At 31.1% G+C, this 15,410-nt stretch carries 8 protein-coding genes; all 8 read left to right on the top strand.

The features are described 5' to 3' along the window. The first annotated feature begins 46 nt into the window (after positions 1–46). Positions 47–1,873, top strand: coding sequence for a M1 family metallopeptidase (locus tag KV700_RS10015; RefSeq protein WP_218597804.1), 1,827 nt, complete (start codon positions 47–49; stop codon positions 1,871–1,873). A 304-nt stretch (positions 1,874–2,177) separates the two neighbouring features. Further along, a complete protein-coding gene (locus KV700_RS10010; RefSeq protein WP_218597803.1) occupies positions 2,178–6,323 on the top strand; it encodes a T9SS type A sorting domain-containing protein in 4,146 nt (1,381 codons plus the stop codon). A 106-nt stretch (positions 6,324–6,429) separates the two neighbouring features. Further along, positions 6,430–7,452, top strand: coding sequence for a Holliday junction branch migration DNA helicase RuvB (gene ruvB, locus KV700_RS10005; protein ID WP_166386773.1), 1,023 nt, complete (start codon positions 6,430–6,432; stop codon positions 7,450–7,452). 69 nt (positions 7,453–7,521) lie between these two features. Further along, entirely contained in the window at positions 7,522–9,249 is a 1,728-nt protein-coding gene (locus KV700_RS10000) for a SulP family inorganic anion transporter (protein ID WP_166386771.1), read from the top strand. A gap of 109 nt (positions 9,250–9,358) precedes the next feature. Continuing rightward, complete coding sequence (locus KV700_RS09995) at positions 9,359–10,765, top strand: rhodanese-like domain-containing protein (RefSeq protein ID WP_166386769.1); 1,407 nt, start codon at positions 9,359–9,361, stop codon at positions 10,763–10,765. Between the two features lie 5 nt (positions 10,766–10,770). Beyond that, a complete protein-coding gene (locus KV700_RS09990; RefSeq protein WP_240914624.1) occupies positions 10,771–11,136 on the top strand; it encodes a rhodanese-like domain-containing protein in 366 nt (121 codons plus the stop codon). Positions 11,137–11,332: 196 nt separating this feature from the next. Next, the gene (locus KV700_RS09985) at positions 11,333–13,258 is read left to right on the top strand and encodes a DUF3857 domain-containing protein (RefSeq protein ID WP_254712900.1); all 1,926 of its coding nucleotides are present in this window, start codon (positions 11,333–11,335) and stop codon (positions 13,256–13,258) included. Between the two features lie 133 nt (positions 13,259–13,391). Further along, positions 13,392–15,365: a DUF3857 domain-containing protein gene (locus KV700_RS09980; RefSeq protein ID WP_254712899.1), complete on the top strand. Its 1,974-nt coding sequence runs from the start codon at positions 13,392–13,394 to the stop codon at positions 15,363–15,365. Positions 15,366–15,410 lie beyond the last annotated feature (45 nt).

The raw sequence follows: 15,410 nt of genomic DNA, 5'->3' as shown, positions 1-15,410 counted from the left end.
CATTTTTAAAATGCTGCTTTTTTTTTGAACATTAATTAATACAAATATGAGAAAAATTTATTTTTTAGGATTGTCGCTAATCATGTTAACCTCTTGTAAGGTTATAAAAGATACAACTCATGTAGCTACAGAAACTTATTGGCAGCAACATGTAGACTATACAATGGATGTAGATGTAGACGCAAAAAACTACCAATACAAAGGAAAACAGACGTTAGTTTATACAAACAATTCTCCAGATGATCTAGATAAAGTGTTTTATCACTTGTATTTTAATGCGTTTCAACCAGGTTCTCAAATGGATATGAGATCTTTAAATATTAAAGATCCAGACAGAAGAGTAGGCGACAGAATTAGCAAATTACAACCAAATGAAATTGGGTATATTAAAGTAAACTCTTTAAAACAAGACGGTGTTGCAGTTTCTCATGAAACGGTTGGTACTATTTTAGAGGTGCAATTAAATGAATCTATAAAATCAGGAGAATCAGTTACTTTAGAAATGAATTTTGATGCTCAGGTTCCTGTTCAAATTCGTCGTTCTGGAAGAAATAGTGCAGAGGGAGTTGCGTTGTCTATGTCGCAATGGTATCCTAAATTAGCAGAATACGATTTTCAAGGTTGGCACACGCCTCCATATATTGCAAGAGAATTTCAAGGTGTTTGGGGAGATTTTGATGTAACCATTCATATAGATAAAGATTATACAGTTGGTGGTACAGGATATTTACAAAACCCACAAGAAATTGGTCATGGTTACCAAGACGATTCAAAAGAATTAAACTTGCCTAAAGGCGATAAATTGGTATGGCACTTTAAAGCACCAAATGTGCACGATTTTATGTGGGCAGCAGATCCAGAATACATTCACGATGTTTTAAAAATGGAAAACGGAATCGATTTACATTTTTTATATAAAGAAACTTTAGCCGCAGAATACTTAAAAAACTGGAAAGATTTACAGCTAAAAACGGCAGAATTAATGACCTATTATAGTGAAAATGTTGGTCAATATCCATATAAACAATACTCTGTTATACAAGGTGGAGATGGTGGTATGGAGTATGCAATGTCTACTTTAATTACAGGACAACGTAAATTTGGAAGTCTTTTTGGAGTTACTGCACATGAAATGGCACATACTTGGTTTCAGTTTTTGTTAGCATCAAATGAAAGTTTACATCCTTGGATGGATGAAGGTTTTACTTCTTATATTTCTAACAAAGCAGAAAATGTAATTTTAAAAGAAGGGAAAGAAAATCCACATGCGGGTTCTTATAAAGGGTATAGATCTATTGTTTCAAAAGGGTATGAAGAATCTTTGTCTACACATGCAGATAGATATCATACAAATTGGGCATATAGTACAGCAAGTTATTCTAAAGGAAATATTTTCTTAAGTCAATTAGAGTACGTTGTTGGTAAAGAAAATGTAGCAAACGGATTAAAGAAATACTTTAACGACTTTAGCTTTAAACATCCAACACCAAACGATATTAAACGTTCTATGGAAAAAACTGCAGAATTAGATTTAGGATGGTATTTAAATGAGTGGACAGAAACTACACATACCATAGATTATGGTGTAAAATCTGTAGATAACAAAACAATTACTTTAGAAAGAATTGGTCAAATGCCAATGCCAATGGATGTTGAAGTAACTTATACTGATGGAACTTCAGAAAGTTTTAATATTCCTTTAGAAATGATGAGGGGTAGTAAGCCAACAACTTCTACACTTTTAAAAGATTGGGGTTGGGCAATGCCAACATATTCTTTTACTGTTTCTAAATCTGTAAAATCTGTTTCTATTGATAAAAGTGGATTAATGGCAGACATTAATTTAGATAATAATGTACTAGAAGTAAAGTAATAGTATAAAAGTTATAATAAAAACCTTTCCAATTTGGAAGGGTTTTTATGTTTTTTTATATTCGATGTATCAGTGTGTTAAAAATTTTAGTTCCCCCCCACTAAACTTATAAATTATCTTATTAAAGGGAATATTTCATAACAATATGGAAATATTTTCTGTAAGATTTTTAATAAGTAAAATTTATCATATTTAATTTATAAAATAAGTAATTAATATAATAAAAGTGAAAAATACTACCCCTACAACTACAAGATTTTATAGTTTTTTAATTTTAATATTTACGCTACATAGTTCAATTTTTTTGAGTGCACAAGAGCCTGTAACTACTGTTTATGGTGATTTTGGAGGTTTCTATACTTCAAGTACAACATCACGAGTAGATTATGACGATTCTAATAATTTGATAGGATTTACTGTAAATGGAGTTACTTATTCTACAGGTGTTAATGATGCGCTTCTAACATCAAAGAATATAACCTATACACCAGAAGAGTTTAAAGCCTTTCCAATTCCTGCCGATATTGTTTATAAATCGACTGACCTAGTTGGTATTGGAAGTAATTGGGGGGGTGTTACGCAAGATAACAGTGCAACAGATTATATTAAAACTTTTGACCCTATTGTACCATCTAGTTTTGTTAGAGATGGTATTAATGGACTGGAATTAGCTACTAATTTCTTTAACATTCAAAGTCAAGTAATTATTTATGATGCACTAATAATAAATCAATCTTCTACTATTACTGATGAAGCTCCAGATATTATTGTTACTCAAACAGGGGCTCCAGGTAGCACAGATAAGTTTAAGTTTATTGATACCAATGGTAATACAGTAGGTTCAGAATTAAGTGTCAGATTTAATAATGTACCTATTGTTGGAGGAACATTTTGGACCATATATCAAATTAATACCACTACAGGTACAGTTTCAGGTACTTTTGCAAAAAACTCTCATAGAGATTTAAGAGTGCTATCTATTAAATTAAGTGATTTTGGTATTACTACTAGTAATTTTACGCAAGTAAATAATTTTGTACACAATACGTCTGGTGATACAGATATTGCTTTTACAGCATTTAATACAGATGCTTTAGAAATAAACTTACCTGCAACCGATTTAGAAGTTTCTAATTCAAACATTATAGCGGATAATTTTTGTGCACCTACTACAGCAACTTTTACAACAACTATTACTAATAACTCTAAAGAGTTAACAAAAGACTTTGATGTTGATTTAGATTTTTCTGGAGTAACTGTAACTAGTAGTTCTTCTAATTTTACGACTAGCGGTACCTCTATTTTTTCTGCAAGTTTTAATAGTTCCAGTAATAAATGGATAATTAGTGAACTAGAAGCAGGAGCAAGTGTAACTTTAAGTGTGGAAACTTCAGTAGATGCTTTTTCTTACCCAATAAGTTTTACGGCAACAGCAATTCCACTTTTTCAACCAGATAGTAATTCAACAAATAATACCTTATCAATTTCTGAAAATGGTGATGATAATGATTGTGATGGTGTTAATGATGCTGATGATTTAGATGATGATAATGACGGTATTTTAGATTCCGTTGAAGGAACAGGCGATCTTGATGGAGACGGAATCCCTAATTACTTAGATTTAGATAGTGATGGAGATGGTTGTCCGGATGCTTTAGAAGGAGCAGGTACTGTTAATATAACTCAATTAGGTCCTAATTTTGTAATTATAGGAGCTGTAAACTCTGATGGAGTGCCAACTTTAGTAGAAGCAGGTTCTGGATTAGGACAAGCAATTGGAGATAGTCAAAATAGTAGTGTTCAAAATTGTGATACTACTGATACTGATTTAGATGGCGTAATTGATCTTGTAGATTTAGATGATGATAATGATGGAATTTTAGATTCAGTAGAAGGAACAGGAGATGATGATGGAGATGGTGTTATAAATAGCTTAGATACAGATAGTGATGGAGATGGTTGTCCAGATGCTCTAGAAGGTAGTGCTAATTTTACTTTAGCAGATGTTGATGTAAATAATAGATTAACAGGAAATGTTGATGAAGACGGAATTCCGCTTTTAGCAACTTCAACAGGTCAAACGGTAGGAGATAGTCAAAATGATTCCGTACAAGATGAAAAATGTAGTTTATTACCAGTAATTATTAGTCAAGTTTATCAAACATCAGCAGGTACTGCAATAGAATTAACAAATATTGGTACAAGTACTGTTACCAATATAAGATTAGCGATGTTTAAAGATACCGCATCTCCAAGTGATGTTTTACCTACGTCAAGTATTGTAATTCCAACATTAACAGCAGGAAGTTCTGTTGTTATAAAATCTGTAGATACGTTGCCTGGTGTTACCTTAATAAATTCACCAACAGAAATAACAGATGCTAATATAACAGATTTAGCAAATGGCAATGATATTATAATTCTTTCTACAACAGTAGATGCATCTACATGGGCAAATAGGTATGATGTAGTTAGTAATGTTAGTGATGTAACATCATTAGTGCGTATAGATGAAATAACAAAGGCAAACACAGCTTTTACATCTTCAGAATGGATAAATTTTATAGATGATACAATTTCTGTTTTAGGAGATACAAATCCAATTGCTGCAATTGTAAGACATGCCAATGCACCGCTAATATCAGAAGTGAAAAATCCCCACTCAAATGCAAATGATGGTTTAGGGTTACACAGAATAAACCCAACAGTAAAAACAGCTTCTGGGTGGAGTAATGGTTTTCCAGATAAATCTAGAAGTGTAATTATTCAAGATTCTTACGAGCATTCTAGTGGTAATTTATTAGCAAGGAAATTAAATGTTCAAGGTAGTAGCGTGTTAAGTATTAGTAACAATGCATTGGTTGTTTTAAATAATATACATATTAATGTAAATGCACAGATTAGAATTTTAGGATCTGGTCAATTTATACAAGTACACGATGGTGATCGTAATGTTACAGGTAATGGAAAACTACTAATAGACCAAAAAAGTGAGACGCCTAATGTATACAGGTACAATTACTGGTCATCACCAGTGGTAGAGTTTGAAGGAGGTAATAATTATAGGGTTTCAAAAATAATGAAAGATGCTAGAGGTGAACTTTTAGCGAGTTCAACGCTATCAGATATTAATTTTATTAGTGGTTACGATGGTGCTGCTACTAATCCTATACAAATAGCGAGTCATTGGATTTGGACGTATAGTGGAACGTCTAATAATAATTGGGTACAAGTAAAAGAAACAGGTGCAATAAATAAAGGTTTTGGGTATATAATGAAAAGTACAGGTGTTAATCCACAATATTTTACATTTTCTGGAAGTCCATTAGATGGAGATATCTCATTTAATATCTCAGGAAATACAAATAGCCTTATTGGAAATCCGTATGCAGGTACTTTAGATGGTCATGCATTTATTCTAAATAATGAAAATACAATTGATGGTACACTTTATTTTTGGGAACACTCTGGTGAAGCAACAGATAGTGGGCATGTAAAAGGTGGATATGAAGGTGGTTATGCACAATTAACTTATGGAATGGGAGTCGCTGCAACTAGCGTTGTAGGAATAAATGGATTAACAGATTCTTACTCTTATACTACACCAACAAGATACATTGCTGTAGGGCAAGGATTTTTTATCTACTCAGATGCAGATGGAGGAACGGTGAATTTTAATAATAAGCAGAGAAGTTATCAAGCAACAGCGCCTCATTTTTTTAAAGGACAACAGAAGAAAATTGCTAATAGTACGCTACCAATTTTAAAATTAGGAATGGATTTTACCAATAAAGACTATTTAAAAATTCATAGACAAATAGGTGTTTCATTTAATGAAAACCATTCTTATGCTTTTGATTATGGATATGAAAGTGTAATGATAGATGTTCAGGCATCAGATATATTTTGGAATTTTGAAGAAATGAACCATAAGAAATTGGTTATTGCAGGTGTTGAGGATATTAGTGATGCTTTAAAAGTGCCACTTACAATTCTTGTTGATTCTGATGAACCACTTTTTTTAAGAATAGATGAATTAGAAAATATTGATAGAAAAATTTATTTATTTGATGCTGTAGAGAATACTACCAGAGAATTAAAAACGGATGAGGTGGTTGAATTAACATTATCAAAAGGAACTTATGACGATCGTTTTTTTATTACCTTTAATGAAGCAAAAGTGTTATCTGTTTCTAATGAGGTGTTAGATTTTAGTTTAAGAGTTTATATGGATAACAATTCGAATGCAATATCAATACGTAACAATACCAATCTTTTTATAGAAAATGTAGCAATATTTAATGTGTTAGGTCAGCAAATTAAAGCATGGAACCCAAATGTTGTAGATGAAAAAATTGACTTAGAAGTTGGTAACTTATCAACCTCTATTTATATTGTTAAAGTAAAAACAAACAAAGGTACATTTACAAGTAAGATTTTAAAAAAATAAAAAAGTACATACTGTATTCTAAAAAACCTTTCCTAATAAGAAAGGTTTTTTTGTTATGTAACAAATCTTACAAAACTGTACTTTAAAATCAATTATCTTTGTGGTTATGAATGAAAACTTAAATCCTGAAAACGACCATTTATCAAATGAAGATTTAGATGTAGAAAAAAAATTACGTCCGCTTTCTTTTGATGATTTTACAGGGCAAGATCAAGCAATAGACAACTTAAAAATATTTGTTGAAGCAGCAAATCAAAGAGGAGAAGCTTTAGATCATACATTGTTTCACGGACCTCCAGGTTTAGGAAAAACAACTTTGGCACATATTTTAGCAAACGAACTAGAAGTAGGTATAAAAGTTACTTCTGGTCCTGTTTTAGACAAACCCGGAGATTTGGCAGGTTTGTTAACAAACCTAGATGAACGTGATGTGCTGTTTATTGATGAAATTCATAGATTAAGTCCTATTGTAGAAGAATATTTATACTCTGCAATGGAAGATTATAAGATCGATATTATGATAGAATCTGGCCCAAATGCCAGAACCGTTCAAATTAATTTAGAACCTTTTACTTTAATTGGTGCCACAACCCGTTCTGGTTTGTTAACCGCACCAATGAGAGCTCGTTTTGGAATAAGTAGTCGTTTACATTATTACAAAACAGAATTGTTAACCACAATTATTCAAAGAAGTTCACATATTTTGGGGGTTCCTATTTCTATGGAATCTGCTATAGAAATTGCCGGTAGAAGTAGAGGAACACCAAGAATTGCAAATGCTTTACTAAGAAGAGTTAGAGATTTTGCACAAATAAAAGGAGACGGAAGTATTACCATAGAAATTGCAAAATATGCTTTAAAGGCATTAAATGTAGATGCGCATGGTTTAGATGAAATGGATAATAAAATTCTAATGACTATTATCGATAAATTTAAAGGAGGCCCTGTTGGTTTAAGTACCATTGCAACAGCCGTTTCTGAAAACACAGAAACCATTGAAGAAGTGTACGAGCCTTTTTTAATTCAGCAAGGTTTTATTATGAGAACTCCAAGAGGAAGAGAAGTAACCGAATTAGCATACACACATTTAGGAAGAGTAAAAGGAAAAAGTCAAGGAGAATTGTTTTAGAATGGCTATTAGCTTTTAGCATTTAGCTATTGGCTAAATGCAAAGAGCCAAAAGCAAAAGGCTAAAAAAATGAATATAAAAAAAATAATACCAATTTTAGAATGGTTACCAAACTACAATAAAGCCTTTTTTAAAGGAGATTTGCTAGCTGGTATCACTGTTGGTATTATTTTAATTCCGCAAGGAATTGCCTATGCTTTAATTGCAGGTTTACCACCAATTTATGGTTTGTATTGTGCGTTAATGCCACAAGTTATGTACGCCATTTTTGGATCATCAAGACAAGTGGCAATTGGTCCTGTAGCCATGGATTCTTTAATTGTAGCAACAGGGGTTTCCACATTAGCTTTGGCAGGTTCCGATAGTTATATTTCCATTGCTATTTTATTGGCATTAATGGTTGGGGCTATTCAATTTATAATGGGAGTTTTTAGTTTGGGGTTTATTGTAAACTTTCTATCAAAACCCGTAATAACCGGCTTTACATCCGCGGTAGCGTTAATTATTGGGTTCAATCAATTTCGGAATTTATTTGGAGTAGATTTTGTACAAAGTGATCAATTACAGTATGTTGTAGTAGATGTTTTTGGTAGGATTATCGACTTTAATCACCCAACAACTATTATCGGATTAATTTCTGTGGTAATCATTATCATCCTCAGAAAAATCAATAAAAAAATACCAAGTGCACTAATTGTAGTTATTTTAGGTATTCTAATTTTAAAGTTTTTTGGAAGCTCTATAAGTGATGTTTCCATTGTAAAAGACATTCCTTCTGGGTTGCCAATTTTCGGAATTCCAGAATATGATATCGATCTAATAAGAGAGTTATTACCAATTGCATTTACGTTGGTAATGGTTGGGTATTTAGAAACCATTTCTATAGGGAAATCTTTAGAAGCAAAACAAGATGAATATAGAATAAGACCCAATCAAGAATTAATAGCTTTAGGAATCAGTAATATGGTGGGGTCATTATTTAAAGCATACCCAACAACGTCTAGTTTTTCTCGTTCTGCAATTAACCAAGAAAGTGGAGCAAGAACAGGTATGGCTGCATTAATTTCTGTGGTTATGGTGGTTATTACACTATTATTTTTAACACCATTATTTTACCACTTACCCAAAACAGTATTGGCGGCAATTATTATTGTGGCCGTTTTTAATTTGGTAAATATTAAAGAAGCCATTTTTTTGTGGAAAGCAAATCATTTAGATTTCTGGTTAATGTTAGCTACATTTATAGGAACATTATTTTTAGGAATTGAATTTGGTATTATGGTTGGCGTAGGCTTGTCTTTAATTGTATTAATTTATAGAACATCTAGACCTTATGTTGCAGAATTAGGAAAGGTACCAGGCTCTAATTTTTATAGAAATAAAAGTCGTTTTGAAGAGGTAGTTATAGAAGACGATGTTTTAATTTTTAGGTTCGATGCACAAATATTTTATGCAAATTCTAGCTACTTTAGAGATAAGTTAGATGAAATGGCAGATAGAAAAGGAGCCGCTTTAAAGTTGATCGTTTTAGATGCAGAAAGCATTAATAGAGTAGATAGTACGGGAGTAGAAATGTTAAAAGAACGGATTAAGTTCTATAAAAAGAAAAATATTACTTTTTTATTAGCAGGTGTAAAAGGCCCCGTTAGAGACGATTTTTTTAGAAGCGGAATTTTAGAAATTATAGACATCAATCACTTTTTTATGAGACCAAACGATGCTGTTAGGTTTTATAAGACAGGAGATAGAAAGCATCAAGAAAAATATGCGAAATATATTCATCAAGCATATCATTAAAAGGAATTAGTTTATATCCTGTAAGGTTTTTAAAACCTTGTAGGTATAATGGACAAGACCTACAAGGTTCTAAAAAAGACCTTGCAGGATAAATCAAAAAATAACATACATGATTATAGAACAAATTTATACAGGGTGTTTAGCGCAAGGAGCTTATTATATAGAAAGTAATGGCGAAGTTGCTATTATAGATCCATTAAGAGAAGTGCAAGACTATATAGATAGCGCAGCTAAAAATAATGCAAAAATCAAATATATTTTCGAAACGCATTTTCATGCAGATTTTGTGAGCGGACACGTTACGTTGGCAGAAAAAACAGGTGCAGAAATTGTATTTGGACCAACAGCAACAACAAATTTTGATGCAATTATAGCAGAAGATAATCAGGTTTTTAAAGTAGGTGATATTACTATTACGGTGTTACATACTCCTGGTCATACAATGGAAAGCTCTTGTTATTTATTAAAGGATGAAAACGGAAAAGACCACGCACTTTTTAGTGGAGATACCTTGTTTTTAGGAGATGTTGGTCGCCCAGATTTAGCTCAAAAAAGTGATGTTACAGAAAAAGATTTAGCTGGTTTTTTGTTTGATAGTTTACGTACTAAAGTAATGACTTTAGCCGATGAGGTTATTGTATATCCAGCACACGGAGCAGGTTCTGCTTGTGGTAAAAATTTAAGTAAAGAAACGGTAGGTACCATTGGTAATCAAAAAGAAACCAATTATGCGTTAAGAGCAAACATGACCAAAGCGGAGTTTATTAAAGAAGTAACCGATGGGTTATTGCCTCCGCCAGCCTATTTTCCTTTAAATGTAAAGTTGAATAAAGAAGGCTATAAAGACATAGATGAGGTGCTAGAAAATAGTGCAAAACCATTGTCTGTAGAAGCCTTTGAAATTCATGCAAATGAAACCGGTGCAGTTATTTTAGATGTTCGTCATCAATCAGAATTTATAAAAGGTTTTATACCACAATCTATTTTTATTGGTTTAGGTGGTACTTTTGCACCTTGGGTTGGCGCATTGGTAAAAGATATTAAGCAACCTATTTTATTGGTAACTCCAGCCGGAGAAGAAGAGGCTACAATTATACGTTTATCTAGAGTTGGTTTCGATAATGTTTTAGGGTATTTAGAAGGTAGTTTTGGTACTTGGGAAAAAGCAGGTAAAGAAATAGATACCTTAATTTCTGTTTCTGCAGATGATTTAGAGGAGAAAATTAAAGAAAATGTAGTTGTTTTTGATGTTAGAAAACAAAGTGAATATAATAATGAACATATTGAAGAAGTAGTAAATACGCCTTTAGATTCTTTAAATGATCATATTTCTAAGTTCCCTAAAGGAGAAGATTTTTACCTGCATTGTGGTGGAGGTTACCGTTCTGTAATTGCTGCTTCTATCTTAAAAGCAAGAGGAATTCACAATGTAATTGATGTTGCAGGTGGTTATGCTGCTATTAGAAATACAACGATTAAGAGAACAGCAGCAGTTTGTCCATCAACTTTAAAATAAAAATTATGAAAAATATTTTATGTATTTTCTTTATGAGTTTCTTTTTTATCAATTGTAACTCACAAGAAGATGTTAAGTCGGTTTCTACACAAGAATTAAAAGAATTGCTTTCTAAAGAAAAAATTCAATTAATGGATGTAAGAACACCAGCAGAAACAAAAGAAGGTGCTATAGAAACAGCCACTTTTGCAAATTATTTTGATGCTGATTTTAGTAAAAAAGCTTCTAATAAATTAGACAAATCTAAACCAGTATATTTATATTGTAGAAGCGGGAAAAGAAGTCTAAAAGCCTCTAAAATTCTTAAAGAGAATGGTTATGAAGTCTACAATGTTTTAGGCGGATATAATAAATGGAAACAAGAAAATTAAATTTGACGATATTAGGATATCTAGGGTAAGCGATAAAAATTGGGTATTAGATAAACCGAAATATTTTGTAGGTAGTCCTTTTTGAAGATTTAATTTTTAACGTTAAAAAACACATAAAAAAGAGAGAACAAGAACCTTAAATTGGGTTTTTGTTCTCTCTTTTTTGTATTTTAGTTTTATAAAAAAATAGAGAAGTTTGAGTATTTATAAATCCGTTTTTGTTACATTTTTTTTATTAATTGTAACCAGCTTAAATGCTCAGTATTCTGCTGAATTTTTAAAGTATTATAAGTTGCATCCAGAAGATGCAAGAGTGCGTTTGCTGCAAGAAACTATTATTACAATATATATTATAGATGATAGTTTGCAAATACATCAAGAGTTTATAGAAGAAGATTTGTATTTAAACGATGCCGCAACCTATAATTCTAAAAACACGTTAAATTTCTCTGCATTTTTTGAATTAAAGAAAATTGAAGCAGCTTCTTTTTCTTATGAAAATAATGAATATGTAGAAAATAAAGTAGATAAATTTACAGAGTCAGATGAATTGAATCAGTCTTTTCACGATGATTCTAAATTGTTAAACTTTGTATATTCTAACTTAAAAAAAGGATCAAAATCTAGGTTAAAATATAGCCAAGAAATTAAAAATCCTCGTTTTTTAACACCCTTTTATTTTGGTGATTATTTTCCTGTGGAACAAAATAAAGTAACCATTATTGCTGATGAAGATATCTCTTTAGAGTTTAAAGAATTTAATATTTCTGATGCTGAAATTACATTCCATAAAGAAAAAAAAGGAAAGAATAATATTTATACTTGGACGTTAAATAACCAACCAAAATATGAATATGAGTCTAATACACCAAGTTATAAAACCATTTTACCACACATCGTTCCTATTATTACTTCTTATAAAATTAAGAATGAAAACAAGAAATTATTAGGTGAAGTTGCAGATTTGTATAATTGGTATTATTCTATGGTAGAGAATGTAAATACAGAAGCTCCAAGTACAGAACTGGTGGCTTTGGTATCTAAAATTACGGCAGATAAAAAAAACGATTTAGAAAAGGTAAAGGCTATTTATTATTGGACACAACAAAATATAAAATACATAGCTTTTGAGTATGCTTTAGGCGGATTTATTCCGAGAGAATCTAATGACGTTTTTAGAAAAAAATATGGCGATTGTAAAGACAATTCGAGCATTTTATACAGCATGTTAGCAATTGCAGGCATAAAAGGAAATTTAACATGGATTGGTACCAGAAGCATTCCTTATACTTACAATGAAATTCCAACGCCAGTTGTAGACAATCACATGATTCTTTCTTATGGAAACAATGATAAAACCTATTATTTAGATGCCACTGGTCGGTATATAAAATTCGGAATGCCAACTTCTTTTATTCAAGGAAAAGAAGCATTGGTGGGCTATGGAAAAGATTTTAAGATTAAAAAGGTACCAATTATCGCCGCTAAAGAAAATGCAATTATAGATGTAACTAATATTAAAATTGAAAACGGCAAGGTTATTGGATCCTCTAAAACTACTATTTCTGGGTATCCAAAAATTGATATTTTTCATACGTTAGAAACTGGAGACTCAGAAACGAAGTTGAAAAAATTCTATAAAAATGTGTTTGGAAAAGGGAATAATACCTTTCAGATTAATAATTTTAAAGAAACCAATAAATATCATTACGACAATGATTTTATAGTAGATTACGATTTTGAAATTAAGAATTATGCCAAAAATTTAGGAGATGAAATTTACATCAACCTAAATTTTAATAAAGAGATTTCTTTTTATAAAACAGATAAAAATAGAGAAAACGCCATTGAATACGAATATCAAAAATACTATAAGTATACTACTATATTAGAAATTCCTGAAGGTTATAAAGTAGATTATGTGCCAGAATCAATAACAGTTTCTAATGATTTATTAATTTCTAAAATTACCTATCAAGTAAAAGAAAATGAAGTAATTTACAATCATGAAATTGAGTTAAACTTCTTAGTTTTATCAACAGAACAACAAAAAGAAGTAAATAAAGAGATTCAGAAAATTGAAAGAAATTATAAAGAAATTGTAGTTTTAAAAAAAGAATAAGAACAAAACGAATTGACCAATAATCATGAGGTGTCATTCTGAATTTATTTCAGAATCTCCTATAACGATTTTTTATTTTAAGACCCTGAAATAAATTGATGGAGACAAATAAGACATGATTTTAAATAAACGAATGATGAAGAATAAAATTCACCTATTAATTGCCTTATTATTTGCTTTTCAGATTGCGATAGCGCAAGAAAAACCCTTTTTTGAAAGCTATGATTGGGAGGTAAATCCGAGTTATAAAGTAGATAAAGAAATTTCTGAAGACATGATTGCTGTTAAAGAAAAAACAGTGACAGAATTTTATTTTCAAGAGGAAGATTTAGTAGAATTCTATTTAGAACACAAAGTTTTATGGCTAAATTCTGATGATGCAATTGAGGAGTATAACAAAATATATTTGCCGTTTTCATCCGAAGCAGAAATGCAAGTGAATAAAGCAAGAGTGATTACTCCCGATGGAAAAATCATCAACTTAGATAAATCTAAAATTCTTACAGCTGAAGATGAAGAAACTGGTAATACTTATAAATATTTTGCTTTAGAAGGCATTACAAAAGGTAGTTTTATAGAGTATATGTATGTGGTAAAAAGACCACCAAGTTATACCGGAAATAAAATTTACATTCAAGATGGGTATTATAAAGACCAAGTAGCGTTCGATTTGTACTCGCCAAGTAATTTGTTGTTTAAATTTAAGAGCTATAATAATTTACCAGATGTAGAAAGAGATACATTAAGTACAGATAAAATACATTATAAATTACATGTTTCTAAGGTAGAAAAATTAGAAAACGAATACCAAGCTCCTTATAATGCTTCGAGAGGTTTTATTGTTTATAAAATGGATAAAAATGTAGATAATATGGACGAAGATATTATCTCTTATAGCAATATTGCAGAGAATGTATATGCTTCTTATTATCCGGAATATTCCGAAAAAACAAAGGAGTTGTTAAAGGATTTTGTAAAAGAACTAGCGTTGCCAAAAAATGCAGATCAAGAAAGTATTATTAGAAAATTAGATTTTTATATAAAATCGACCGTGTTTTCGCAGGATACTTTTAATGAAGACTTGCAAGATTTAGACCTTATTTTAAAAACGCAAGTAGCCAATGAAAGCGGAGTTATTAAACTATATATTGCTGTTTTAAGAACCTTAAATATAGAACATGAGTTGGTGATAACAACGGATAGAAATGAAATAAAATTCGACCCAGAGTTTGAAGCAACAAATTTTTTAACGGACTTTTTACTGTATTTTCCTACATCAAAAAAGTATTTGTCTCCAAATGCATCCGGAACAAGATATGGTTTTCCGTTGCCTTATGTAACAGATAATTACGGACTATTTTTGAAGGAGGGTGTTGTTGGAGATCAGAAAACGGTTACCGGAAGAATTGCATATATAGAGCCTGTAAAAGTTGATGAGGTTTTAGATGTGATGAAGGTAACCATCGATTTTAATAAGGATAATTTAACCGAAAATACCGTTCATTTAGACAGAGCTTTCAGCGGATATTACGCCATGAATATTCAGCCTTTTATGCATTTAATTCAGGGTGAAGATGCTAGAAATGACTTGGTTGATAGTTTTGTAGAAAGCATGACGTATGATTTTGATGTAGAAAAAAGAGAATTAATAAATGCCGATGCAGAATTGTTCGGAATAAAGCCTTTAAAGATAAAAGTAGATTTTACTACGGAAGGTTTTGTGGAAAAAGCAGGAAGAAAATATTTGTTTAAGTTAGGCGATTTAATTGGACAGCAAATAGAAATGTACCAAGAAAAAGAAAGGGTTTTACCATTAGAAGGACAGTTTCACAGAGGTTATAATAGAACCTTAACACTTCACATTCCTGAGGGCTATAAAATAACCAATTTAGAGGATATTAATATTAACAACTCCTATGTGAAAGACGGAAAAGAGTTGTTCTTTTTTAAATCTTCTTATCAATTAGAAGGAAATACCTTAACAGTAATTGCTAACGAATATTATAAAGAAAACAGTATTGAAGTTGCTATGTATGAAGCGTACAGAACTGTAATTAATAGTGCTGCAGATTTTAATAAAATTGTGTTGTTGTTGGAAGCTGAATAGTATTTATAAGTTATTTTTTTTTGTGATATTTTATCATATTGTTAC

Origin of the sequence: Polaribacter sp. NJDZ03 (genome assembly GCF_019263805.1) — a bacterium.
In the GTDB taxonomy this organism is placed as follows: domain Bacteria; phylum Bacteroidota; class Bacteroidia; order Flavobacteriales; family Flavobacteriaceae; genus Polaribacter.
The sequence above is the reverse complement of the archived record's forward strand: the minus strand, read 5'-3'. Positions and strand labels throughout refer to the sequence as shown.